We start from the raw sequence: 24501 nt of genomic DNA, 5'->3' as shown, positions 1-24501 counted from the left end.
CGGCCGCTATTCTTCCAGCAGCCGCTTTTCTTCCAGCGCCAGAAACGCCTGAAACCGGGCTTGCAGGGCCGCAAACTCCTGCATCAGCGCCAGGCCGGCGGGCGTTACCAGGGCGCCGCCGCCCCGCTTGCCGCCGGCCTGGGTGCTCACCAGGGGCTCGCGCGCCTGCTGGTTCAGGGAGCTGACCAGGTCCCAGGCCCGCTTGTAGGACATCTGCATTTCCTGGGCGGCCCGGGAAATGGAGCCCAGCCGGTGAATCTTTTCCAGCAGCTCCAGCCGCCCGATGCCCATAAACCGGTCCTGGGGGCCTTCCAGCCACAGGCGGCCGTGCAGGCGAAACGACAACTCGGGGTGCAGCAGCTTTTTCATGGCTGCAATCTTGAAAAAAAGTCGGGAAGACCGAAGCAATGGCCTTTACGAGCCGTTGGCCTGAGGCATCCTTTTATATTTGCCCGCCACCTATCCGTTAGCCATGCACCAGCCCTACTTTCCGTGGTTCTTTCTCCGCTACACCACCGGATACAAACCCCTGACGTACAGGCGCCTGCCGCCGGCCAGCACCGGCGCGTTAGCCGGAAAATATTCCGGGTTTTTACCCGCCGAATGCCGCCGGCTAGGAATCCTTTAACGACTTCTTGTAACTTACCCCAGGCAACGCTATAGCCGTGCGCCCCAACCACTTATCGACGCTATTATTATGACCTTGCCAACGGATAGCCAGGTACAGATTCTGCTGGTGGAAGACGAGGCCGTGCTGGCCCTGGACCTGTGCGACACGCTGGAGGCCGACGGCTACCGCGTGGTGGGCACGGCCCGCTCGGGGCCCCGGGCGCTGTCCCTGTTTCAGCAGCACCGCGTGGACCTGGTGCTCTGCGACATTCATATTCAGGGCGAATGGGACGGCATTGAAACCGCGACCCGCCTGCAGGCCGAGCGCCCCGTGCCCCTGATCTACCTGACTGCCCACGCCGACCAGGCCACGCTGGAGCGGGCCCTGCGCACCGGGCCGGCCGCCTACCTCACCAAGCCCGCCACGATGGCCAGCTTGCGGGCCGCCATTATTCTGGCCTTGCAGCGGTTTGCCGAGCCCGCCCCCGCCCCGGCTCCCGACCGCGACCTGCACACCCGCGACACGATCCTGCAGCTCGGCGACCATGTCTTTATCAAGGACAACTACCAGTTCGTGCGGATTCCGCTGCGCGACATTCAGGTGCTGGAAGCCGACAACACCTACACCACCCTGATTACCACCGCCCGCAAGTATGCGCTGCGCCTTTCCCTGGGGGCGGTGCTGGAGCGGCTGCGGTTTCCGGCGCTGGTGCGCGTGCACCGCTCCTTCGCGCTCAACATCGAGCAGGTAGAGGCCTTCAGCGAGGCCGAGGCCACCGTGGCCGGCCAGCTGGTGCCGCTGGGCCGGCAGTACAAGGAGAATTTTCTGCAGCAGTTTCAGCCCCGCTAAGCCGTGGGCGCCGGGCCGCTGGCTCACGTACCAAACGCAGCCGTTCACCGGCGGCCGGGCCGCTTTGACGCTCTTTTCGGCCCGGCCCCGCTGGCGGGTCGGTATCTTGGGGCACCTTCGCAACCGTCCTGTTTCCGCCCCGTGGTTCGTCCCGTTCTTCTGCTTGCCTGCCTGGTAAGCGGGCTGCTGCCCGCGGCGGCCCTGCCGCCCCCTACCCTGCCCAAGCAAGCCCAGCTCCGGGCCCTGTGCAAAGCCACTGAGTTTCTGCTGCTCTCCGACAACGAGCGGGCCGAAGCCCAGAGCCGCCGGATCATCCGGGTGGCCGGGCAGCAGCAGTACGCCGGGGAGCTGGCCCGGGGCTACTGGCTGCTGGGCTCCGCGCTGCGCAGCAAAAGCGAGTTTGACTCCAGCCTCTACTACGCCCAGCGCGCCCTGACGCTGTTTGCGGCCCAGCACGACGACGCGGGCCGCGCGGACGTGTACTCGCTCATGGCCCAGAACTACAAGCGCATCGGCGACATGCAGCGGGTGCCGGTGCTCAAGCGCACGGCCCTGCACTGGGCCCGGCTGGCCCGCACCACGGCCGCGCGCGGCCCGCACTACGCCGAGCAAAGCCGGGCTTACCTGGTGGAAGGCATTATCTACCGGGACCTGGGCCGCCTGGATTCGGCCAAAATATGCTACCTGGCCAGCATGGCCCTGGAGCAGCAGCACCCCAGCGAGCCGTCGAGCCTGCCGGTGGGCTACGCCGACTACGGACAGGCCATTATGGACGAGGGCCGCGACCTGCGGGCCGCCGTGGGCTATTTCCGCCGGGCCCTGCCCCTGTACCGGCAGCAAAACAACCGCAACGGCCAGGAGCACGCCTACCGCAACCTGAGCTGGGCCTACCGCCAGCAGCAGCAGCCCACCCAGGCCGTTGCCGCCGCCGACTCGGCCCTGGCGCTGGGCCGCGCCATTGGCGACCCGCACCGGCTGGGCAACTCCCTGCAGGCCGCTTACCTGGCTTACCGCGACGCGGGCCAGCTGCATACCGCCCTGCGCCTGCTGGAAGAAGAAAAGAAAGTGGAGCAAGCCATTGCCAGCGTCGACCTGACCCGGGCCGTGGCCACGGTGGCGGCCCGCTACAAGGCCGAGCAGCTGCAGGCCCGGATTGCGACCCTGAACCAGGAAAACACCCGGCGGCGGCAGCAGCTCTGGGCCCTGGGCGCGGTACTCATCGGGGCCGGCGGGCTACTGACGCTGACCGTGTGGCAGTACCGGCTGAGCCGCCGGGCGCAGGTGCAGCTGCAGGCCAACCACCGGCAGATAACCGAGCAGGCCGGCCGCCTCACCACCCTGATGCAGGAACTGCACCACCGGGTCAAAAACAACCTGGCCATCATTTCCGGGCTGCTGCGCCTGCAGGCCAACCGCCTCACCGAGGCCGGCGCCGTGCAGGCCGTGCGCGAAAGTCAGCAGCGGGTAGAGGCCATGTCCCTGATTCACCAGCGCCTATACCAAACCAGTGAGGTGACCACCGTGAACATGCAGCACTACGTGCGCGACCTGGCCACCAGCCTGCTCACGGCCTACGGGCACCAGCCCGAAACCTTCGACCTGCAAGTGGAAGTAACCCAGCCCCTGCTCCCCGTGGACGTGGCCGTGCCGCTGGGCCTGTTGCTCAACGAGCTGCTGACCAATGCCTTCAAGCACGCCTACGCCACCGTAGCCCGGCCGGCCTTGCGCGTGTACCTGGGCCCCGACCCGCAGCAACCCGGCCCGGGCCTGCTGCTGGAAGTGCAGGACAACGGCCCCGGCATTGCGGCCGGGCAGTGCCAGTCCGGCGCGGGCAGCTTCGGGCAGCGCCTTATTACCTCCCTGAGCGAGCAGCTCGGCGGCGAAATGGAGCTGCGGCCCGGTCCGGGCGCTTTGTTCCGGCTGCATCTTTTCCCCGAAGCCCTGGCTGGCGTTCCGTAAAGCGCGGGCCCGTTTACAAACCAAACAGCCCGGCTTCGTTTGCAACGGAGCCGGGCGGTAGCATTCGGAAAGGCGGGGCGGCTTAGCCGGCCACAAACGTGCGCATGCTCAGCCCGCCGTAGCTCACTTCCTCAAACGTGTGGGTGATGTCCTCGTCCTTATCGGCCAGGCCCAGGCTGTAGAGCAGCGGCAGATAATGGTCGGTGGTGGGCACGGCGAGCTGCCCGCTGGCGCCGCTGAGCTGCTGGTAGTTGACCAGGCTGGCGAAGTCGCGCTGGTTGAGCCTGGCTTTCACCCACTCGTCAAACTCAATGGCCCAGTCGTAGGGCGTCGCGTCGCCCAGCATGAGCTTGGGCATGCTCTGGCGCAGGTTGTGCACCACGTTGCCGCTGCCGATAATCAGCACGCCCCGGTCGCGCAGAAACCGCAGCTGCCGGGCCAGGTCGTAGTGCTGCTGCATGGATTTGGTGGCGTCCAGGCTGAGCTGAAACACCGGAATGTCGGCTGCCGGAAACAGGTGGTGCAGGATGGTCCAGGTGCCGTGGTCGAGGCCCCAGTCGTGGGAGCCGTGCACACCCTGCACGTGCTCGATGATGGACTGGGCAAATGTGGGCGCGCCGGGCGCGGGATACTGCATGGCAAACAGCTCCTGCGGGAAGCCCCCAAAGTCGTGGATAGTTTCGGGCTGCTCGTTTAGGCCGGCAAAGGTGCCCCGGGTAAGCCAGTGGGCCGACACCACCAGAATGGCCTGGGGCAGCTGGCGCCGCCGGATTTCCTGGCCCAGCTGCTGCATGCGGCGGGTAAAGGCGTTGTCTTCCAGCGCATTCATCGGGGAGCCGTGGCCCACGAAGAGCACGGGCATCCGCTCGGTTTTGGCGAAGGAAGTAGTGGTTTTATGAAGGTCGTGTAGGTTCATGGCGGAGGCGAAAGGCAGAATGGCCAGCGTTTTCAGAAAGGACTGGCGGTTCATCCGGCTCTCTTTTATATAAAAGTACCTCCAAAATTACCCCTCCCCCAGCCCCGCCGCCTTGATGTATGGTAAGAAAGGGAATGTGCTCAGGGCTAATGTGGGGGAATGTGTTTTGAATGTGGAGGAATGTGAGAAATGTGCTAGATGTGGAGGAATGTGAGGAATGTGGGAAATGTGTCTTTGCGAGGAGGCAGGACATTCCGCGCATCAAGCGGCGTCAATCCGTCCTCTGCTGGTGACCAATGACCTTTACCCAGAAAGGCCTTTTCACATTCAGAAGGCTGAGCACATTTCAGAGGGCGGATTGCTTCGCAAGCTCGCAAGGACACATTCCCCACATTTTTCATATTTCTCACATTCAGCACATTCCTCCACATTCCTCACATTTAGCACATTCAAAACACAGTAGCACCTGAGCACATTACCCCTCTCCGCGGCTCAGCTCCTTGCGGATGCGGCTCAGCGACTCGGGCGTGATGCCCAGGTACGCGGCAATCAGGCGCTGGGGCAGGCGCTGGGCCAACGACGGGTAGGTGCGGATAAACTCCAGGTAGCGCTCCTCGGCCGGGGCGCTGAGCGTGGCAATCAGGCGCTTCTGCATGGCTTGCAGGCTGTTTTGCTGCAACTCGTAGAAAAAGCTCTGGAACGGCGGGCCGAGTTGGGGCAGTTGCTGGTAGAAGTCGGGGCCGAAGAGCAGCACCCGCGAATCTTCCAGCGCGTCGATGGAGAACAGCGCCGGCTCGTGGTGGATCAGGCCGTGCTGGTCGGCTATCCACCAGTTTTCGGGCGCAAACTGTAGCACGTGTTCCTTGCCTTTGCGGTCGACCACGAAGCTGCGCAGGCAGCCCTGCGTGACGAAGGCGCCGTAGCGCCCCACCTCGCCCTGCCGCACCAGCGTCTGCTGCCGCTTCAGCTCCCGGGGCAGCAGGGTGCGGGCCAGGGTGGCAAACTGCTCGTCGGTCAGCGGCAGCTTGGCTTGCAGGTACGATTTAAGGTGAGCCAGCATCGAAACGAAAAAAGCAGCCAGGGTAGCCACAAGTTTACGCCGGCCGCCGGAAAGCACCGCAGCCCCCGCGTTACTTTCTCAGAATCAGCGCGCGGCGGGCGAAATTCCTGGCCGCCGCTCTCCGCCCGGGCGCAGCAGTCAGCCGGGTAATCTGGATTCATTCTAAAAAACCGATATTTTTATTTGGAACAATTCTAAACTAGCCCCACCTTTGCCTTAAATTGAATCATTCTAAATAACTATGCACCGCTCCATCCTGCTTTCGCTTTTGCTGCTGACCTTCTTTTTACCGGCTACCAGCTGGGCCCAGACGCTAAGCGGCTTGATTGCGGGAAAGCTGGTGGGCACCGACGGCGCGCCTCTGGAAAACATTTCGGTGAGCCTAAAAAAGGCCGGTACCGGCGTGAATACCGCGGCCGATGGTAGCTTTAAACTTAAAGCCGAAGCGGGCTCCCAGCTGCTGCACATCAGCGGCCTGGGCTACGTAACCCAGGAAACGGCGGTGACGGTGGTAGCGGGCCAGACGACCACACTGCCTACCATCACCCTGGCCGTCAACAAGCACGAGTTGGCTGAAGTACAAATCACCGGGCAGCGCGGCCTGAACCAGCGCCCGACGACCATTGGCAAAATGCCCGTTGCCCCGCTCGATTTGCCCCAGGCGGCCGTTACCATCGACCGGCAGGTGCTGGAGCAGCAGCAGGTACTGCGGCTGAGCGACGCGCTGGTGAACGTGAGCGGCCTGTACGTGACCAGCACCACCGGCGGCACCCAGGAAGAGCTGGGCAGCCGGGGCTTTGCCTACGGCTCGAACAACACCTTTAAGAACGGGGTGCGCTTCAACAACGGCGTGATGCCCGAAGCCAGCGCCCTGGAGCGCCTGGAAGTATTGAAGGGCAGCGCCGCCATTCTCTACGGCAACGTGGCCGCCGGGGGCGTGCTGAACCTGGTAACCAAGAAGCCGCAGTTTGAGCGGGGCGGCTCGGTGGGGCTGCGCGGGGGCTCCTTTGGCTTCTGGAAACCGATGGTCGACGTGTACGGGGCCGTGGGTCAGAGCGACAAAGTAGCGTTTCGTCTGAACGGCTCGTTCGAAAAAGCCAACAGCTTCCGCGACGAGGTAACCTCGCAGCGCGTGTACGTGAACCCCTCGCTGCTCTTTGAGCTGAGCCCGAAAACGACCCTGGTGCTGGAAGGCGACTACCTGCGCGACAACCGCACGCCCGACTTCGGCGTCGGCGCCATCGACTACAACATCCTGGACTCGCGCAGCCGCTTCCTGAACGTGCCCGGCGCGAAGAATACCACTAATCAAACGAGCACCACCGCCACGCTCACCAGCCGCCTGACCGACGCCTGGCAGCTGCGGGCCACCGGCGGCTTCCAGCGCTACGACAACGAGCAGCGGACCGGCAACCGCCCCACGGGTATCAACAACGGCACGATTACCAAGACCAATTCGACTACGAAGGTCAGCACGGTGTATGCGCGGCCCCAGCTCTACGGCAACTGGCAGCGTAGCCTCTCGCGCACCCAAACGGCCGAGAACTACTACCTGGCCCAGCTGGACCTGACCGGCAAGTTCCGCACCGGCTGGCTGGGCCACACCCTGCTGGTGGGCGCCGATGCCGACCAGTACCAAACCAACGCGCTGACTTACGGGGCCCAGGCCTTTGACTCCATCAACGTGCTGGACCGCAGCAGGGCGGTGCCGGCGCCGGCCAAGCGCGTCAGCGGCTACGACCAGCTCGTGTTCAGCTCCCGGACGCTGGGCAGCACCCGCCGGGCCGGCTTCTACGCCCAGGATTTGCTGGCTATTTCGGAGCAGGTGAAGCTGCTGGCCGGGGTGCGCTGGAGCTACCTCGAAACGCCCGTGACGACCTACGCCTACGACGCCCCGGTGAACGGCGTGCAGAAGATTACGGCCACCGAGGCGAAAACCCGCTACGACAACGCCTTTTCGCCCCGCCTCGGCCTGGTGTTCCAGCCCCTTAAGACGATGTCGCTGTTTGCCTCCTACTCCAACTCGTTCGTGCCCAACACCTCGGCCAGCTCCTTCGATGCCGACGGCAAGCCCCTGGCGCCTTCCGTCATCGACCAGTACGAGGTGGGCCTCAAGAATGACCTGTTCAAAGGCGCGTTGTCGGCCAACGTGACGGCCTACCGCATCGTGAACAGCAACCAGACCCAGACCATCCTGCCGGGCGCGGCCAACTATAACCAGAACCGTCCCACGGCCCAGGAAATGGCCGGCGAGGTAACCAGCAAGGGCGTGGAAATTGACGTGCAGAGCAAGCCGATGATGGGCTGGTCGGTTATTACGGGCTACAGCTACAACCACACGGCCTACACCAACAGCAATATCTACGAAAACGGCAGCCGCCTGCGCTACAACCCGGCCCACACCGCCAACTTGAGCCTGTACTACGCCTTCAGCAGCGCCTTCGGGGGCCACAGCTTCCTGCGCGGCCTGAATGCGGGCATCACCACCTACTACGTGGGCGACAAGCTGGCCGGCCGCAATACCCGCCTCGTGGACCCCAGCACGGGCAAAGCCTGGGCCACCGCCGACGCCTTCAAGCTGATCCGCATCCCCGACTACACCCAATTCGACGCCTCCCTGGGCTATACCTACGACCGGCTGTCGGTGCGGGTGAAGCTGGCCAATATTCTCAACGAGCTGAGCTACAACCTGCACGACGACAACAGCGTGAACCCCATTGCCCCCCGCAACTTCTCGGCCACGGCCAGCTACCGGTTATAACTGTGAATGAGTGAATGAGTGAATTGGTGAGTGACCCAGGTCCGGGAGGTTTCAGCTGCAACTGTTACCCTCCGGGCTGAGGTCAACCCGCCGGTTCCGGCCCCATTCTCTGTCTTTCCGACTCCGTTTGTCTCTATGAAAATTCTGTTTCGCAACCTTCACCTCTACCTCAGCCTGGCCTCGGGCCTGGTCATTGCCATTGTCTGCTTTACCGGCGGCGTGCTGGTGTTTGAAAAAGAGCTGGACCAGGCCTGGCACCCCGCGCGGTTCTTCGTGACGCCGCCCGCCACCCAGCAGCGCCTGCCCCTGGCCCAGCTGGTGCAAGCCGTGCAAGCCACCGACCCCAAGGCCAAAATCGGGGGCGTGAAAGTGTACGCCGATCCCACCCGCACCGTGGAAATCAGCCTGGCGGGCGGGCCGGGCAGCCCCGGCGGTAAGCCCGAGGGCGGCCGGGAAGGCAAAGCGGCGGGCGGCAAAAGCCGCGCTGAGCAAGGCGGGGCCGGCCACGGTCCGCAGGGCGAAAAAGGCAAGACCGACAAGGGTAAAGGCGGGGGCGAAGGGGGCCGCGGCCCGGTGTTCTACCTGAACCCCTACACCGGCGCCGTACTCGACAAATTGAACTACCGGGACACGTTTTTCTTCACCATGATGGCCCTGCACCGCGGCATGGTGGGCGGGCCCGTGGGCAAGCTCGTGGTGGGCGTCAGCACGCTGCTGTTCCTGTTCATTATCGGCACCGGCCTCGTGCTGTGGTGGCCCGCGACGCGCAAAGCCGTGCGGCAGCGCATGACCATGAAGTGGGACGCCAGCTTTAAGCGCCTCAACCACGACTTGCACGTCGTGCTGGGTTTCTACAGCGCCCTGTTCCTGTTCGTGTTTGCCTTCACCGGCCTGGCCTGGTCGTTTGAGTGGTTCAACAACGGCATCTTCGCCGTCACCAATTCCGACCCCAAAGGCCCCGAGGCCCCCAAGTCGACGCTGGTGCTCAGCGGCGGCCAGCTCACGTTCGACCAGGCCTACATCGTGGCCCGGCGGCAGGTGCCCGGGGCCCTGTCTTACGCCATTGCCTGGCCCAAAGACTCGACCGAGGCCGTGCGCGTGAACACCACCTCGGCCAACGCGGCCTACGAAGGGGCCACCGATGAGCTCTACCTCGACCAGTACACCGGCCGCCCCCTGGGCCGGCTCAACTTCGAGGACCGCAACCTGGGCCAGCGGGTGCGGCGCACCTTCAAGCCCATGCACACGGGCGCCATCTTTGGTACGCCCTCGAAAATCGTAGCGGTAGTGGTGTGCCTGCTGGGCGTCACCTTCCCGGTTACGGGCGTGATTATGTGGCTCAGCCGCCTGCGCAAGAGCAAGAAAAAGCAGCTGAAGCCCGCCGCCGTGGCCGTCTAAGCCCTTTAGCGCGAATATCTTCCCCGGGGCCCGAGCAACCGCCGTTGTTCGGGCCCCTATGCTTTCGGCAGCTGAGGCGGTTTTGCGGGTGGGCGGCGGGCCGGCAGCGGCGGCGGCCGTTAGAAATTGTAGCGCCGCGCGAATTAATTCCGGCGTGCATAACGCCGCGCCCCTATATTTGGCGCAAAACCCAACAACAGGACAACCCTAACAACAGACATTATTATGGTTTCTAAAATGGCCGGCAGCCTGATTGGCTCCGAAATTATCAAGATTGGCAATGAGGTAAATGACATGATCCGCAAGGGCGAGGAAATCTGCAACCTCACCATCGGCGACTTCGATCCGAAAATCTATCCTATTCCCGACGAGCTGCAAGCTGAAATTGCGGCGGCTTACGCGGCCGGCAACACCAACTACCCGCCTGCCAACGGCATGGCCGACCTGCGCACGGCCGTAGCCGAATTCACCACCGAGCGGCTGGGCCTCACCTACTCCGTCAACGACATCCTGGTGGCCGGCGGCTCCCGGCCCCTGATCTACGCCACGTATTTGGCCCTGATTGACCCCGGCGACAAAGTGGTGTTCCCCGTGCCCAGTTGGAACAACAACCACTACTGCCACCTCTCCGGCGCCGAGCCGGTGATGGTCGAAACCACGGTGGAAAACAACTTCATGCCCACCGCCGCTGAGGTAGCACCCCACCTGAAGGGTGCCACTCTACTGGCCCTGTGCTCCCCGCTGAACCCCACCGGCACCGTATTTTCGCGCGAAGACCTGGAGGCCATCTGCGACCTGGTCATTGCCGAAAACAAGACCCGCACCGCCGGCGAAAAGCCCCTGTACATCATGTACGACCAGATCTACTGGATGCTGACCTTCGGGGAAACCCAGCACTACGACCCGGTCAACCTGCGGCCCGAGCTGCGCGACTACGTCATCTACATCGACGGTATTTCCAAGTGCTTTGCCGCCACCGGCGTGCGCGTGGGCTACGCCTTCGGCCCCAGCACCGTCATCGACAAGATGAAGTCTATTCTGGGCCACGTGGGGGCCTGGGCGCCCAAGGCCGAGCAGGTGGCCACCGCCAAGTACCTGAAACAAGGGGCCGCCGTCGACGAGTTTCTGGCCGGCTTCAAGCAGAAAGTACAGCGCAGCCTCGATGCCTTGTACAACGGCTTGCAGGACCTGAAAAAGCAGGGCTACCCCGTCGATGCCGTCGTGCCCCAGGGCGCCATCTACCTCACGGCCCAGATCAACGCCATCGGCAAAACCACGCCCGAGGGCAAGCTGCTGGCGACCAACAAGGACATTACCTTCTACCTCATTTCCCGGGCCCGCCTGGCCGTGGTGCCCTTCGGTGCCTTCGGCACCGACGAAACCTCGACCTGGTTCCGCATGTCGGTGGGCGGCGCTTCCCTGGAAAGCATGGAAGCCGCCCTGCCCCGCCTGAAAGAGGCCCTGGATGTGTTGAAATAACCCTGCTGTAGAGACGCATAGTTGCGTCTCGTCGTTGAACGATAATCGTTCGGGTTAACAACGGCGCGGACGATTGAGACGCGAATACGCGTCTCTACACTCCTACTTACCAAATAAAAGCTGGGGCAGGCCGCAAGGTTTGCCCCAACTTTTTGTACCCCTCCCCGATGCAAGCATTCCTGTTTGACTTGAACGGTACCATGATTCACGACATGGACTATCATACCAATGCCTGGCACCACATCTTCAACCACGAGCTGGGCGGCCACTTCACCCGCGAGGAAGTCAAGCCCCAGATGTACGGCAAAAACCAGGAAGTGCTGGTGCGCGTGTTCGGCCCCGACCGGTTCACCGAGGCCGAAATGGACGAGCTGGCCCTGCGCAAAGAGCAGCGCTACCAGGAGGACTTCCGCCCCCACCTGGCCCTGCTGCCCGGCCTGGCCGAGTTTCTGGAGCGGGCTCACCAGCACGGCATTCCGATGGCCATCGGCTCGGCCGCCATTCCCTTCAACATCAACTTCGTCCTCGATACCCTCGGCATCCGGCACTACTTCCGGGCCATCGTCAGCGCCGACGACGTGACGCGCAGCAAGCCCCACCCCGAAACCTTCCTCAAAGCCGCCGACCAGCTCGGCGTTGCCCCAGCCGACTGCCTCGTCTTCGAAGACGTGCCCAAAGGCGCCGAAGCCGCCCTCAACGCCGGCATGAAAGCCGTCATCCTGACCACGACGCACGAGCAGCAGGAGTTTACCCACTTACCCAACATCCTGCACTTCGCCCCCGACTTCCGGGCCGAGGCCATCAAGCGCATCATCGCCAATGCCTAAAGGTCGTCCGAAGCGCTTTCAAGAGTGTCCGAAGCCTTTTTGGGGTGTCCGATAGGGTTTCAGGACCGTCCGATAGGGTTTCGAGACTGTCCGATAGGGTTTCGGGGCCGTCCGATAGGGTTTCGGGACTGTCCGATGTGGTTTCAGGACCGTCCGATAGGGTTTCGGGGCCGTCCGATATGGCTTCAGGACTGTCCGATAGGGTTTCGGGACCGTCCGATATGGTTTCGGGACTGTCCGATGTGGTTTCAGGACCGTCCGATAGGGTTTCGAGGGCGTCCGAAGCCATACTTTAGGGGTTCGAAACGCTCCTTCCAGCCAAACAAAAAGCCTCCCGTGTAATGCAGGAGGCTTTTCTGTTGGCTAGACCACCGCTTAAAACGGCGGGTCGTCGTTGCCGAAGTTGCTTTTCGGGAAGGGTACCGGCCCGGGGCCGCCCTCGTTGATCTTGCTGCCCAGCCGAATGGTGTTGGGCGCGAAGCCGGGCTCGTCGTCGAAGGTGCTGGCCGGGAAGGCGCCGGTGTTGTACTCGGCGTCCATGCCGAAACCGCCGCCGTCGAGGTCGGCAAACTTGGTGAACTTGCCGATAAACTTGAGCTGAACCGTTTCCAGGGAGCCGTTCCGGTGCTTGGCAATAATCACCTCACCGGTGCCCTGGGTCGGGTTGCCCATCTCGTCCTCCGTAATCTTGTAGTACTCCGGGCGGTACAGAAACACCACCATGTCGGCGTCCTGCTCGATGGAGCCCGATTCGCGAAGGTCACTAAGCTGGGGCTTCTTGTCGCCGCCCCGGGTTTCCACCGAGCGGGAAAGCTGCGACAGCGCCAGCACCGGCACGTTCAATTCCTTGGCAATACCCTTCAGAGCCCGCGAAATCGAGGCAATTTCCTGTTCGCGGTTGCCGGCGCCCTTACCCCCATCCGAGTTACCCGTCATCAGCTGCAGGTAGTCGATGATGATCATCTGGATGTCGTGGTGGGCCTTGAGGCGGCGACACTTGGTGCGCAATTCCCGGATGCTCAGGCCCGGCGTGTCGTCGATGTAAATCGGGGCCGACGACAGGCCGGCAATCTTGTGGTTGAGCTGGGCCCACTCGTAGTCGGCCAGGTTGCCCTTCTTGATTTTCTCCGAGTCCAGCTCCGCCTCGGCCGAAATCAGACGATTCACGAGCTGAATCGAGGACATTTCCAGCGAGAAAATCGCCACCGCCTTTTTGTGGTCCACGGCCGCGTTGCGCATCGCCGAGACTACGAAGGCAGTGTTGTGGGTCACCGTCATGTCCTGGAGCAGGAACAGGCGGTTGCCGTCGATGGCGAAGCCGTAGTAGTCGTCTTCCTGATCGAATTCCACCGAAATACCGGTCATGCGCCAATCGACCTTGCTGGCCCAGGGCTGAGCCTTCTTCCGCTGCACCCGCACCGGCACCCGGTTGATGTCGCCGTAGATCCGCACCCGGAATACCTCACTTTCGTAGCCGATGCTGCTGATGGCAGCCCGCTTCTTCTTCAGCGAGGTGCGGAAGCCCAGCGAGTCGGCCAGAAACTTAATCTGCCGGGCCAGGCGGTGGTTTTTCTGGGTGATTTCGTAGCCATTGCTCACCGGGTCGAGGTGGCCGTCGGAGTCAATCAGGCCGGCCAGCAACCGCAGGCGACTCTCGGTCGAGTTGCTCAGGTACTGCTGGGGAATATGCTTATTGCCCAGCACGCCCAGCTGCCGCAGCTCATCCTGCAGCGAATACTGCGCGATGCTGCCACCCTGCCGGCCCCGGGTGATGCCGTAGCTGTTGCAGCGGTTAGCCACCACGCCCACCGTTACCTGCATGTCCAGCGCCTCGGCGTACTCGTGCAGGTAGTCGATGATTTCCGGGTCCTGGCCGGTGATGCGGCAGTTGTCGGAAGCCCCATCCCCGAGCCACACGCCCAGGAAATACGGATCAACCGAAACGTCCTGCGCGGCAAACTCTACCGGCACTTTATAGCCCTTGTAGTTCGAGCGGAACTTGGCCGACTTGCTCAGCCAGTCCTTCACGGTGATGTTGAGCACGTCGCCGTGGCGGTGCGGGCCCTCAGTGCGGCTGCGCTTGAGCGAGAGAATGTGGCTTTCGTTGACGCGGTAGGCCTCGGCCTTGTTCTGGCGCACCCAGTACATCCGTTCCCGACCCCGGGCAATATTCAGCACCCGGCGCGGCGTCGAGTCGTCGCCCATCAGCAGCTCACCTTCGCGCACGTCTTCCACGTTGCGCAGCGTGCCGTCATACATCAGCACTTTGGTGCCTTTTCCTAAGCACTTACCCATGCCCGGGCGAGCCGCAATAATCACCAGGTCAGACGGTTGCCAGCCGGAGGTAACCCGGTCGAGGGCCGAGAAGCCGGAGGGCACACCGGTGAGGCCGTCCTTCTGGTTTTTCTTTTCTTCGAGCTCCTTGATGGCCTTGCCCATCAGGCTGCGCATGTCGTCGAAGTTCTTGCGGATGTTGGATTCCGAAACCTCAAACAGGGCTTGCTCGGTGCTGTCGAGCAGGTTAAATACGTCGGTCGTGTCCTCGAAAGCGTCGCGGTGAATGGTGCTGGCAATGTTGATCAGCTCCCGCTTAATGGCGTTTTCGGTGATGATGCGGGCGTGGTACTCGATGTTGGCCGCCGAGTTCACCTTGAAGGTGAGGTTGGCCACGAAATGGGCCCCGCCGCCGGCTTCCAGCTCGCCCATTTCCCGCAGCTCGTGGGTTACGGTCAGGATGTCAATTGGCTCCGACTTGTCGAACAGATTCAGGATAGCCTTGAAGATGCGCCGGTGCTTCTCGTCGTAGAAGCTCTCGGGCTTGAGGATGTCAATAACAGTGGTCAGGGCATCCTTCTCCAGCATGAGGGCACCCAAAACAGCGGCTTCCAGCTCGCGCGCCTGGGGCGGGAGCTTACCCGAAGGCGTGCCCATGGACAGCTGCGGGGGGCGGCTGTTCCAGGCGGCTTTGGCCCGCGAGGCAGATTGTTTTAGGCGGTCATCCATCCGGTCATTCATCGGTACTCAGCAAATCTAACGCAAAAGGGGCACAAAGCTACGGGCTCTACCGCACATTATCCGATGCGCCCCATCCTTTCTTTTCGGTATCTTCCCCGGCCTTCACTCGCTACGCTTCGCCCTCCGGCCCCGGTACAACGGCCCCGGTTTATTACCTTTGCCGCCCGGCCCTTAAAGCCCATCCGCCCCGTTTTAGTTTAATTTGAATGGCTCCAACGCCCACTTCTCTCCAGCGTCTGCACCTGATTGCCACCGGTGGCAGCATCATGCACAACCTGGCCCTGGCCCTGCACCGCCGTGGTGCTCAGGTTACTGGCTCCGACGACGAAATCTTTGAGCCCGCCAAAAGCCGCTTGGCCGCCGCCGGCCTGCTGCCCGCCCAGGAAGGCTGGTTTCCGGAGAAAGTAACGCCCGAGCTCGACGCCGTCATCGTGGGCATGCACGCCCGGGCCGACAACCCCGAGCTGCTGCGGGCCCAGGAGCTGGGGCTGCGCATCTACTCCTTCCCCGAGTTTATCTACGAGGCCTCCAAGGACAAGCAGCGCGTGGTCATCGGCGGCTCGCACGGCAAAACCAGCATTACCTCGCTGATTCTGCACGTATTGCGCCACCACAACCGCAAGTTCGACTATGCCGTGGGCGCCCAGCTCGAAGGCTTCGACTTGATGGTACAGCTTTCCGAAGACGCGCCCATCATCATCATCGAGGGCGACGAGTACCTGTCGTCGCCCATCGACCGGCGGCCCAAGTTCCACCTCTACCAGCACCACATCGGGGTTATTTCGGGCATCAGCTGGGACCATATCAACGTATTTCCGACCGAGGAAGACTACCGGGAGCAGTTCCGCATCTTCGCCGAGATGACGCCCAAAGCCGGCGTGCTCATTTATGACCGCGACGACGAGCAGGTGCAGCTCGTGACCGTGCCCACCAGCTCCGACGTGCAGTACATCGGCTACGGCCCGCACGAAAACAAAGTGCGCCACGGCAAAACGGTGCTCATCACCAAGAAGGACGAGGAAGTGCCGATTCAGGTGTTTGGCGAGCATAATTTGCGCAACATCTCGGCCGCCAAGGAAGTCTGCAAGCAGCTGGGCATCAAGGGCAAGGACTTCTACGAGGCGCTGGCGACCTTCAAAGGCGCGGCCCGCCGCCTGGAGCTGGTGCGCGAAGGCCAGTCGTCGGTGGTGTACAAGGACTTTGCCCACGCCCCGTCCAAGCTCAAGGCCACGGCTACGGCCTTTAAGCAGCAATTCCCGAAGCGCCGCCTGGTAGCCTGCCTGGAGCTGCACACCTTCAGCTCGCTGAACCCGGCTTTTCTGCCCCAGTACGCCCACACCTTCGACGCGCCCGACGTGGCCGTGGTCTACTTCAACCCCCACGTGCTGGAGCACAAGCGCCTGCCCGCCCTGCCCGCCGAGGCCGTGCAGCAAGCCTTCCAGCGCCCCGACCTGAAAGTATTCACCGACAGCAAGGCCCTGGCCGAGTTTCTGCACCAGCAACGCTGGCAGGACGCCAACCTGCTGATGATGTCTTCCGGCACCTTCGACGGCCTGGACCTGGCCCAGCTGGCGGCGGAAGTCACGAAGTAGATAGAATTTCTAATTTGGTCGTCATTCCGAGCGAAGTCGAGGAATCTCGCGTGCTGACGTATGATTAGTAATCAAACGAAGCCACGCGAGATTCCTCGGCTTCGCTCGGAATGACGTTCTTTTTATTCTCCTCTCCTCCTCCCCCAAACTATGAAAGAACACCTCCTGCTCCTGCACGGCGCGCTGGGCTCGGACAAGCAGCTACGCGGCCTGGCCCGCGACTCGTCGCAGTACTTCCAGGTGCACACGTTTTCGTTTAGCGGGCACGGGGGCCGGGAAATTGAGCCGGCGCAGTTCAGCGTGCCGGCCTTTGCCCGGGAGGTAATCGGCTACATCCAAGAGCATAATTTGGGGGCCGTCCACGTTTTCGGCTTCAGCATGGGCGGCTACGTGGCCCTGCTGGCCGCCGCTGAAGCCCCCGGCCTGATTAAAACCGTAACGACGCTGGGCACCAAGTTCGACTGGTCGCCGGAAACCCTGGGAGCCGAAACCCGGATGCTGGACGTGGCCGTGATGCAGGAGAAAGTGCCTCAGTTTGCCGAGCAGCTCGCCCAGACCCACGCCCCTACCGACTGGCAGGCCGTGGTGCAGGCCACCCGCCAGCTGCTGACCAGCCTGAGCGAGCAGCCGCCCCTGACGCCGGCCCGGCTCACCAAAATCAGCATTCCGGTGCAGATTCTGGTGGGGGAGCTCGACAAAACGGCCGGCGTGGATGCGTCCTCGCTCTTCGCCTCCTACTTGCCCCAGGCTACTTTCGAAATCCTGATGAACACGCCCCACCCGCTGGAGCGCGTGAATCCCGACGAGCTGGCACTCCGCATCCGCCGGCTTATCCAAGGCGCGGCCTGACACGCCGCCAGCCCGCGCGCAGCAGGCAGTAGCCGCCGTAGAGCCCGATGCCCCACGCGGCCCCGTTCAGCACGCTCAGCCCGAACCACGCCGCGCCGCTGTTTCCCCGCTCCGGGTCAATCGGGTGGGAGAGAAACAGGGTAACCAGCCGGGCGTGGCCGGGAATCTTGGGGGCTCCCCAGGTCACGAGAAACGGGGTGGTGAATAAGAGCAGCGTGTTCATACCTGCTCCGCAAACCGCACTGATTACTACCCAGGTATAGCGCATTATTTTCTGCGTAGCCTCAACCGCTACAAGGCTAAACTACGCAAAAAAGACCCGCTACGTGCGTAGCGGGTCTTTTTCGTGCGGGTCCTTCGGCTTCGGCGGCGCGGCGGGCGGCGGCTTGGGCCGGCGCCGGTCGGTGGTTACGAGCAGGGCCAGGGCGGTAAGGCCCAGGCGCAGAAGCCACTTGCGGTTCATCGTTTGCGAAACAGATTGTTGCTGTTTTCCACCACCAGGTCGCAGCGGCTGCCGCCGCTGTTGTCGCCGCAGGTGGTGCCGGTAATCTGGTTTTTCTCGAAGGAAAAGTAGCAGAACGAGCAGCCCACGCTGGTAATGGTATACCGCTCGGCGTTGGAGCTCAGGTATAGGCTTTGGTCGGAAGAAGTGATGAGCGGAATGGCCATCGAGCGGAACATTCCGTCGCGCAGGCCCATGCCTACCAGGTAGTAAATGGGCTTATCCTTGGCACTTTCCTGCACCTTGCGGATCATGGTTTTGTCGACCACGGTACCGTCGTTGAACTCCCGGATAAAGGCCGTAGCCAGCTGGGCCCGGGGCATGATGTACTCTACCTTGCCTTCGTTGAGGCGGGCCAGCTGGGTGCTGGTGCCTTCCCGCTTACGGCGGGCCGCGTCTTCCTCGGCGTTGGTAGACGGGGAGCTCATCTCCGGAAACCCCCTTTTGGTTGTTTCGCAGGACGACAAAGTTCCCAGGACGGGCAGGGCCAGCAGGGCAATATAGAAAACAGAACGGGGGGAGAACTTCATCAGCGGTGGGCAGCAGCCCAGGAGGAGTTAGCGGGCTTTGTAATACTTACGGGCTTCGGGCAATTCGCGCTGAATATCCGCAATCCGGGTGCCGTTGGAGGGGTGAGTCGAGAGGAACTCGGGCGGCGAGGCCTGGTTTTCGCGGGCGTCCATGCGCTGCCAGAACGTAATGGCGCCGTCGGGGTTGTAGCCGGCCATCGCCATGAAGATCAGGCCCAGGTGGTCGGCTTCCGACTCCTGGTTGCGGCCGTACTTGAGCAGCCCCACCGAGCTACCGACGCCAAACGCTTGCAAAGCCAGCTGCTGCGTGGCTTCGGGCCGGGTGGAAAGGGCCGCCGACAGCGCCTGGCCGCCGGCCTGCTGGAGCAGGCCCTGGCTCATGCGCTCCGAGCCGTGCTTGGCCACGGCGTGGGCAATTTCGTGGGCCATAACTACGGCCAGGCCGTTTTCATCCTGGGTAATGGGCAGAATGCCGGTGTAGACGGCCACTTTGCCGCCGGGCATGCACCAGGCGTTTTCCTGCTTGTCGTCAATAACGTTGAACTCCCAGGCGTAGCCGGCCAACTGGTCCTGCTGATTTTGGCTGCGGAAATAGGTTTCGACGGCCTGCTGGATGCGCTGGCCCACGCGGCGCACCATGGCTACCGAGTTGGCATCGGAGGAAAGCTTGCTGGTTTTGAGCACTTCCTGGTACTGCTGCGTGGCCAGGGCGTTGATTTCGGCGTCGGAAACCAGGCTGAGCTGGCGGCGGCCGGTAATCGGGACGGTAGAGCAGGCGGCGGCGGCGAACAGGCAGCCGGCCAGCAGGAGCTTCTTGATCATGTGGCGTCGAAGTTAGAGAGGACGGAAGCGCGGCGCGGCAAAACCCAACGGTGGCTGCCGCGGCCTATTGGGCTGCTATACGACGAGCGGCGGGTAAAATGTTTAGGCCCGGGCATTCCAACGGCGGCGGCCGACGTTACGTAGGCGGCATTTTGATTTTCTGGGCCGCGAATAACCGCTATTTTTGGCCAAATACCTTTTTCCTCTCGACTTCTCCTCCATGAAAATACTCTGCATCGGCCGCAACTACGCCGAACATATTGCCGAACTAAACAACGAAACGCCCGACGAGCCCGTCATCTTCACCAAGCCCGAAACCGCCCTGCTGCAGCGCGGCATGCCCTTCTTCTACCCCGATTTCTCGACCGACATTCACCACGAAATCGAGCTGGTGCTGCGCGTGAGCAAAAATGGCAAGAACATCGACCCCAAGTTTGCCCACACCTACTTCGACGCCATCGGCCTGGGCATCGACTTCACGGCCCGCGACCTGCAAAGCAAGGCCAAGACCAAGGGCCTGCCTTGGGACCTGGCCAAAGGCTTCGACGGCTCGGCGCCTTTGTCGCCCACGTTTAAGCCGGTAGCCGAGTTTGCCGATCTGGCCAACATCAACTTCCACCTGGAAGTGAACGGCGAAGTGAAGCAGCGCGGCAACTCGGGCATGATGCTGCACAACTTCGCGGCCCAGATTGCCTACATTTCGCGCTTTATCACCCTGAAAATGGGGGACTTAATCTTTACTGGCACGCCCAGCGGCGTGGGGCCCGTGCAGATTGGCGACCAGCTTACGGGCTACCTGGAGGACGAGAAGGTGTTGGAACTGGCGGTAAAGTAAAGTCGAGTGCTGCATCCATCTTTGCGGGGAAAAACCTCCGTTTTATTGCTCACGCTGCTCACCACCATGAGCTTGCGCCCCGCCCCCATGGCCGGCCAGGAGGCCGATTCGCTGCGGAAGCCCAAGCCGGCTGGCGGCGCGCCCCGGCCGGCGGTGGCCCCGGGCTACTTTCTGTTTCCCATCAAGCCCGGGCAGCCCAACTTTCTGGCCGCCAGCATGGGCGAGCTGCGCCCCAACCACTTCCACGGCGGCCTCGACATCAAAACCGACGGCCGCACGGATCTGCCGGTCTACGCCTCGGCCGACGGCTACATTTCGCGCCTGAAGCAGTCGGCCTTCGGCTACGGCAACGTGCTCTACATCACCCACCCCAACGGGCTGACCACCGTGTACGGGCACCTGAACCAGTTTCAGGGGCCGGCGGCGGCTTTTCTGCGGGAAAAGCAGTACGAAAAGCAAACCTACGAGTTGGAGCTGTTCTTCAACAAGGACCAGTTTCCGGTGAAGCGCGGCGAAGTGGTGGCCCTTTCGGGCAACACCGGCGGCTCGGCCGGCCCGCACGTGCACTGGGAAGTGCGCGACGCCCAGGACAACCAGCTCAACCCCTTGCAGTGGGGCGGCTTCAGCGAAATTCAGGACCACGTGGCCCCCACATTGCAGGCCTTTGCCGTGGAGCCGCTGACCATCGAGGCCCGGGTGCAGGGCCGCTTCGACAAGGCCGTGTTCGTGCCCAAAGTGGCTCCGGCGGCCGGCGTGGCCACCACCTGGCCCGACACCATCAATGCCTACGGCACCGTGGGCGTGCTGCTGCAAGCCTTCGACCGGTACGATAACGCCTGGAACAAGAACGGCCTGCAGAAGGTGGAAGTCAAGGTGAACGGGCAGCCGCTGTATTCGCACGTGGTCGACAACGTGCCCTTCCCCACCGGCACGCGCACCGTGAACCAGCACGTGGACTACGAGTGGATGATGACCCAGGGCCGCACCCTGCAAAAGCTGTTCGTGGACGACGGCAACGACCTGACCATGTACACCACCGGCCCCGGCAAGGGCAAGCTGCGGGTGGAAGACGGCCAGATTTATGCCGTGGAAGTGCTGATGAGCGACTCCTACGGCAACACCACGCCCCTCTCGTTCGTGCTGCGCGGCCGGAAGCCGGAGTACACCAAAACCCGGAGCGCGGCGGTGAAAAAGCCGGCCCTGCGCTGGGAAATAACCCGCAACATCCTCAAGGTCATTGCCGCCGACCCCGACACGGCCCGGCAAAGCGGCAACGCCGTGCTGCTGCGCGGCTCCCGCCGCCTGGAGCTCAAGCCCAGCTACACGACCCAGAGCCAGAACGTGTACCTCTACGACCTGCGCGCCGGCCTGCCCGACTCCATCCGGTTCGGCACCGTCACCAAGCGCTTCGACCGGCAGGCCCTGATTCCGGCCGGCACCGAGCAGGGCTACGCCGACAACTTCCTGAACCTGAGCTTCGCGCCCCAGACGCTGTTCGACACCCTGTACCTGCAAACCAGCTACAAGGACGGCGCCTGGACGGTGCACAGCCCGCGCCAGTCGTTGTATCTGCCCCTGCGCGTCACGCTCAAGCCCCCGGCGGAAGTGGCCGACAAGGAGCATTCGGCCGTGTATCTGGTGAATGCCCGCGGGGGCCGCAGCTACGTGGGCGGCAAGTGGGAAGGCAACCAGGTGACGTTTCCGGCCAAGGTGTTCGGGCAGTTCCGCATTTTCTCCGACACGATTCCGCCCTCGGCCCGGCTGGTGAAGCGCGGCCCCGGCGGGCTTACCTTCCAGGTCGGCGACAACCTCTCGGGCCTGAACAGCTACACGCTGCTGGTGGGTGGGCGGTTCCGGCTGCTGCGCTACGAGTACAAGAACTCCACGCTCTTCACCGAGCCCCGCGACACGGTGGGCCCGCCCCTGCGCGGCCCGGCCACGCTACGCATCACCGACCAGGCCGGCAATGAAAAGGTGCTGAGCTTTAATCTGTAGAAATTGCCGGGAAAGGCGGGCCGCAGGGTCCGCCTTTTTTGTTCGGTATCTTCTCAACAGGTCTGCCCGTAAACCGGTAGCGCGAACTGTGTAGTTCGCGTACCCCGCGCCTTCACAACGATTTTCGTTCTGCCACGCGGACTACACCGTTCGCGCTACTGCTCTTACACCTGACTCCAATGGCCAACAATCTGCTCAAACGCCGCCAACCGGTTATTCTCGGGGCCGCCGCGGCTACCCTTGCCACCGGCATTGCCGCTTACACCTACATCCGCCGCAAGCTCTACGCCCCGCTGCCCGTGGCGCCCCACGTCGACGTACACCGCTACATGGGGCTCTGGTACGAAATAGCCCGCCTGCCCACGCGCTTCGAGAAAGGCTGCGAGCATGTCACGGCCCGCTACAAGCTGTTGCCCAACGGCAAGGTGTCGGTGCTGAATACCTGCCACCAGGAAGACGTGAACGGCCCGGTAGAATCGGTGCAGGGCACGGCCCGCATCGTCGACACCAAAACCAACGCCAAGCTGCGGGTGAGCTTTTTCTGGCCCTTCGAGGGCGACTACTGGATTCTGGACCACGACCCGGAGTACCGCTACGCCCTGGTGGGGGAGCCCAGCCGCCAGAACCTGTGGCTGCTGTGCCGCACGCCCCACCTGGAGCGCCCCATCCGCGACCGGCTCGTGGGGCTGGCCCATTCGCTGGGTTTTCCGACGGAAAACCTGATTTTTACGCCCCAACCCATCACCGACAAACCGTAACTGCTCCGCATGGCCCTCACCCCCGGCACCCCCGCCCCCGACTTCGAAGCCCCCGACCAGGACGGCAACCTGATCCGTCTGCAAGATTTGCGCGGCAAGAAAGTCGCCCTCTACTTCTACCCCAAAGACGATACGCCCGGCTGCACGGCCCAGGCCTGCAACCTGCGCGACCATCAGGAAGAGCTGACGGCCAAAAACGTGCAGGTTATCGGCGTGAGCATCGACAGCGGCAAGTCGCACCAGAAGTTTGCCCTGAAGTACGAGCTGCCCTTCCCCCTGCTGGTCGATACCGACAAGAAAATCGTGGAAGCCTACGGCGTGTGGCAGGAAAAATCCATGTACGGCCGCAAGTACATGGGTACCATGCGCCACACCTTCCTGATCGACGAGCAGGGCATCATCGAGAAGGTCATCGAGAAAGTAGACACCAAGAACCACGCGGCACAGCTGATTTAGGTGTCGGCAGTGTCGTTTATTCTGTCATCCTGAGCTTGCGAAGGACCTTCCTCGCCTACCCCACTATAGCTTTTGCCAACGTGACAAAGCCCTTTACCACGCTGATGGTAAAGGGCTTTGTGCGTTTACCAAGGCTTGTAACCCAAAAGAGGAAGGTCCTTCGCACGCTCAGAATGACAGAACTTCATTTCTCACATTCCCCGCATTCAGCCACATTTCTCACATTCTCCCCACATTCCCCACATTAAGAACTAGCCCATTACCCCACATTAGCACCTGAGCACCTTAAAAACCCGCCTATCGTGAACGGTTGCGGTAAGAAGCCTTGGCGCTTAGGCTGGGCGGCTTCGCCAAGACCGTTACCTTTGCCAGCCTAAACCCTCTTCCTTATTTCTCCATGTCCCAGGAAAATACCCTTACCGCCACCGCGCCCAAGAGCGTGGCGGAGCTGAAGCAAACTGCGGCCCAGGTGCGCCGCGACATCGTGCGCATGGTGCACGCCGTCAACTCGGGCCACCCCGGCGGCTCGCTCGGCTGCACCGATCTGCTGGTCGCCCTGTACTTCCGCATCATGAAGCACAACCCCAGCTTCAGCATGCAAGGCGAAGGCGAAGACCTGTTTTTCCTGTCGAATGGCCACATTTCGCCCGTGTTCTACTCGGTGCTGGCCCGCTCGGGCTACTTCCCGGTGAGTGAGCTGGCTACCTTCCGCAAGCTCAACTCCCGCCTCCAGGGCCACCCCGCCACCCACGAGCACCTGCCCGGTATCCGCATTGCCTCGGGCTCATTGGGCCAGGGCATGAGCGTGGCCATCGGCGCGGCCCAGGCCAAGAAACTCAACGGCGACAACGGCCTCGTGTACGTGCTCATGGGCGACGGCGAGCTGGAGGAAGGCCAGGTGTGGGAAGCGGCCATGTATGCCCCCCACCACAAAGTAGATAACCTGATTGGCATCGTGGACCGCAACGGCCAGCAGATCGACGGCTCGACCGAGGAAATCATGGACCTGGGCAACCTGCGCGCCAAGTTCGAAGCTTTCGGCTGGCGCGTGCTCGAAACCGACGGCAACGACTTCGACCAGCTGATTCCGACCCTGGAAGAAGCCGGTAAGCTCAGCGGCCAGGGCCAGCCCACGATGATCCTGATGGACACCCAGATGGGCTTCGGCGTCGACTACATGATGGGCACCCACAAGTGGCACGGCACCGCCCCGAACGACGAGCAGCTGGAAAAAGCGCTGCAGCAGCTGCTGGTCGAGCAGGCATCGGACTACTAAATCACCGATTCC

The 24501-nt window shown here is 62.6% G+C and carries 22 protein-coding genes; 14 read left to right on the top strand and 8 right to left on the bottom strand.

Annotated elements, in window-relative coordinates; all coding sequences use genetic code 11:
• Positions 1–6: 6 nt before the first annotated feature.
• Entirely contained in the window at positions 7–369 is a 363-nt protein-coding gene (locus E5K00_RS02005; RefSeq protein WP_245328186.1) for a winged helix-turn-helix domain-containing protein, read from the bottom strand.
• Between the two features lie 328 nt (positions 370–697).
• On the opposite strand from E5K00_RS02005, the gene E5K00_RS02000 reads away from it, so the two are divergent.
• Both E5K00_RS02000 and E5K00_RS01995 read left to right on the top strand, forming a co-directional pair.
• Positions 698–1459, top strand: coding sequence for a response regulator (locus E5K00_RS02000; protein WP_135461164.1), 762 nt, complete (start codon positions 698–700; stop codon positions 1457–1459).
• Between the two features lie 141 nt (positions 1460–1600).
• Complete coding sequence (locus E5K00_RS01995) at positions 1601–3418, top strand: sensor histidine kinase (protein WP_135461162.1); 1818 nt, start codon at positions 1601–1603, stop codon at positions 3416–3418.
• An 82-nt stretch (positions 3419–3500) separates the two neighbouring features.
• Here E5K00_RS01995 and ygiD read toward each other — a convergent pair whose 3' ends face one another.
• Together ygiD and E5K00_RS01985 are read right to left on the bottom strand one after the other, a co-directional pair.
• A complete protein-coding gene (ygiD, locus tag E5K00_RS01990; RefSeq protein WP_210114266.1) occupies positions 3501–4388 on the bottom strand; it encodes a 4,5-DOPA-extradiol-dioxygenase in 888 nt (295 codons plus the stop codon).
• A 421-nt stretch (positions 4389–4809) separates the two neighbouring features.
• Entirely contained in the window at positions 4810–5394 is a 585-nt protein-coding gene (locus E5K00_RS01985) for a Crp/Fnr family transcriptional regulator (protein ID WP_135461158.1), read from the bottom strand.
• Positions 5395–5635: 241 nt separating this feature from the next.
• On the opposite strand from E5K00_RS01985, the gene E5K00_RS01980 reads away from it, so the two are divergent.
• From E5K00_RS01980 to E5K00_RS23295, 5 genes are all read left to right on the top strand, one after another.
• Entirely contained in the window at positions 5636–8155 is a 2520-nt protein-coding gene (locus E5K00_RS01980; RefSeq protein WP_135461156.1) for a TonB-dependent receptor, read from the top strand.
• A gap of 135 nt (positions 8156–8290) precedes the next feature.
• Entirely contained in the window at positions 8291–9553 is a 1263-nt protein-coding gene (locus tag E5K00_RS01975; protein WP_135461154.1) for a PepSY-associated TM helix domain-containing protein, read from the top strand.
• 225 nt (positions 9554–9778) lie between these two features.
• Positions 9779–11032, top strand: coding sequence for a pyridoxal phosphate-dependent aminotransferase (locus E5K00_RS01970; protein ID WP_245328185.1), 1254 nt, complete (start codon positions 9779–9781; stop codon positions 11030–11032).
• Between the two features lie 167 nt (positions 11033–11199).
• On the top strand, positions 11200–11859 hold the full coding sequence (locus E5K00_RS01965) for an HAD family hydrolase (protein WP_135461150.1): 660 nt from the start codon (positions 11200–11202) through the stop codon (positions 11857–11859).
• A gap of 44 nt (positions 11860–11903) precedes the next feature.
• The gene (locus tag E5K00_RS23295) at positions 11904–12155 is read left to right on the top strand and encodes a hypothetical protein (protein ID WP_394346310.1); all 252 of its coding nucleotides are present in this window, start codon (positions 11904–11906) and stop codon (positions 12153–12155) included.
• Between the two features lie 79 nt (positions 12156–12234).
• Here E5K00_RS23295 and dnaB read toward each other — a convergent pair whose 3' ends face one another.
• On the bottom strand, positions 12235–14790 hold the full coding sequence (dnaB, locus tag E5K00_RS01960; protein ID WP_245328277.1) for a replicative DNA helicase: 2556 nt from the start codon (positions 14788–14790) through the stop codon (positions 12235–12237).
• Positions 14791–15080: 290 nt separating this feature from the next.
• Here dnaB and E5K00_RS01955 point away from each other — a divergent pair, with 290 nt between their 5' ends.
• The gene (locus E5K00_RS01955; RefSeq protein WP_135461146.1) at positions 15081–16466 is read left to right on the top strand and encodes a UDP-N-acetylmuramate--L-alanine ligase; all 1386 of its coding nucleotides are present in this window, start codon (positions 15081–15083) and stop codon (positions 16464–16466) included.
• A gap of 150 nt (positions 16467–16616) precedes the next feature.
• Positions 16617–17315 carry an alpha/beta fold hydrolase gene (locus tag E5K00_RS01950; RefSeq protein WP_135461144.1) on the top strand — a complete coding sequence of 233 codons (699 nt, stop codon included), beginning with the start codon at positions 16617–16619 and terminating at the stop codon, positions 17313–17315.
• Here the strand turns inward: E5K00_RS01950 and E5K00_RS01945 are convergent.
• The 4 genes from E5K00_RS01945 to E5K00_RS01935 all read right to left on the bottom strand — a co-directional run bounded on the left by E5K00_RS01945 (position 17296) and on the right by E5K00_RS01935 (position 19169).
• Positions 17296–17538, bottom strand: a complete 243-nt coding sequence (locus E5K00_RS01945) for a hypothetical protein (RefSeq protein ID WP_167856717.1) — start codon at positions 17536–17538, stop codon at positions 17296–17298. The two genes, E5K00_RS01950 and E5K00_RS01945, sit on opposite strands and share 20 nt — an antisense overlap.
• Before the next feature lie 99 nt (positions 17539–17637).
• Positions 17638–17778, bottom strand: a complete 141-nt coding sequence (locus tag E5K00_RS22730; RefSeq protein ID WP_167856716.1) for a hypothetical protein — start codon at positions 17776–17778, stop codon at positions 17638–17640.
• A complete protein-coding gene (locus E5K00_RS01940; RefSeq protein ID WP_167856715.1) occupies positions 17775–18245 on the bottom strand; it encodes a hypothetical protein in 471 nt (156 codons plus the stop codon). Before E5K00_RS01940 ends, E5K00_RS22730 begins: the two co-directional genes overlap by 4 nt.
• 129 nt (positions 18246–18374) lie before the next feature.
• Positions 18375–19169 carry a M48 family metallopeptidase gene (locus E5K00_RS01935; RefSeq protein ID WP_135461138.1) on the bottom strand — a complete coding sequence of 265 codons (795 nt, stop codon included), beginning with the start codon at positions 19167–19169 and terminating at the stop codon, positions 18375–18377.
• Between the two features lie 220 nt (positions 19170–19389).
• On the opposite strand from E5K00_RS01935, the gene E5K00_RS01930 reads away from it, so the two are divergent.
• The 5 genes from E5K00_RS01930 to E5K00_RS01910 all read left to right on the top strand — a co-directional run bounded on the left by E5K00_RS01930 (position 19390) and on the right by E5K00_RS01910 (position 24489).
• On the top strand, positions 19390–20004 hold the full coding sequence (locus tag E5K00_RS01930; protein ID WP_135461136.1) for a fumarylacetoacetate hydrolase family protein: 615 nt from the start codon (positions 19390–19392) through the stop codon (positions 20002–20004).
• 45 nt (positions 20005–20049) lie between these two features.
• Positions 20050–21999: a M23 family metallopeptidase gene (locus E5K00_RS01925; protein WP_135461134.1), complete on the top strand. Its 1950-nt coding sequence runs from the start codon at positions 20050–20052 to the stop codon at positions 21997–21999.
• Between the two features lie 179 nt (positions 22000–22178).
• Positions 22179–22757: a lipocalin family protein gene (locus E5K00_RS01920; protein ID WP_135461132.1), complete on the top strand. Its 579-nt coding sequence runs from the start codon at positions 22179–22181 to the stop codon at positions 22755–22757.
• Between the two features lie 9 nt (positions 22758–22766).
• A complete protein-coding gene (gene bcp, locus E5K00_RS01915; RefSeq protein ID WP_135461130.1) occupies positions 22767–23213 on the top strand; it encodes a thioredoxin-dependent thiol peroxidase in 447 nt (148 codons plus the stop codon).
• A gap of 397 nt (positions 23214–23610) precedes the next feature.
• Complete coding sequence (locus tag E5K00_RS01910; protein ID WP_135461128.1) at positions 23611–24489, top strand: transketolase; 879 nt, start codon at positions 23611–23613, stop codon at positions 24487–24489.
• Positions 24490–24501 lie beyond the last annotated feature (12 nt).

Source organism: Hymenobacter aquaticus (assembly GCF_004765605.1).
GTDB classification, from domain to species: Bacteria; Bacteroidota; Bacteroidia; order Cytophagales; family Hymenobacteraceae; genus Hymenobacter; species Hymenobacter aquaticus.
This window is presented reverse-complemented; position numbering and strand designations above follow the sequence as displayed.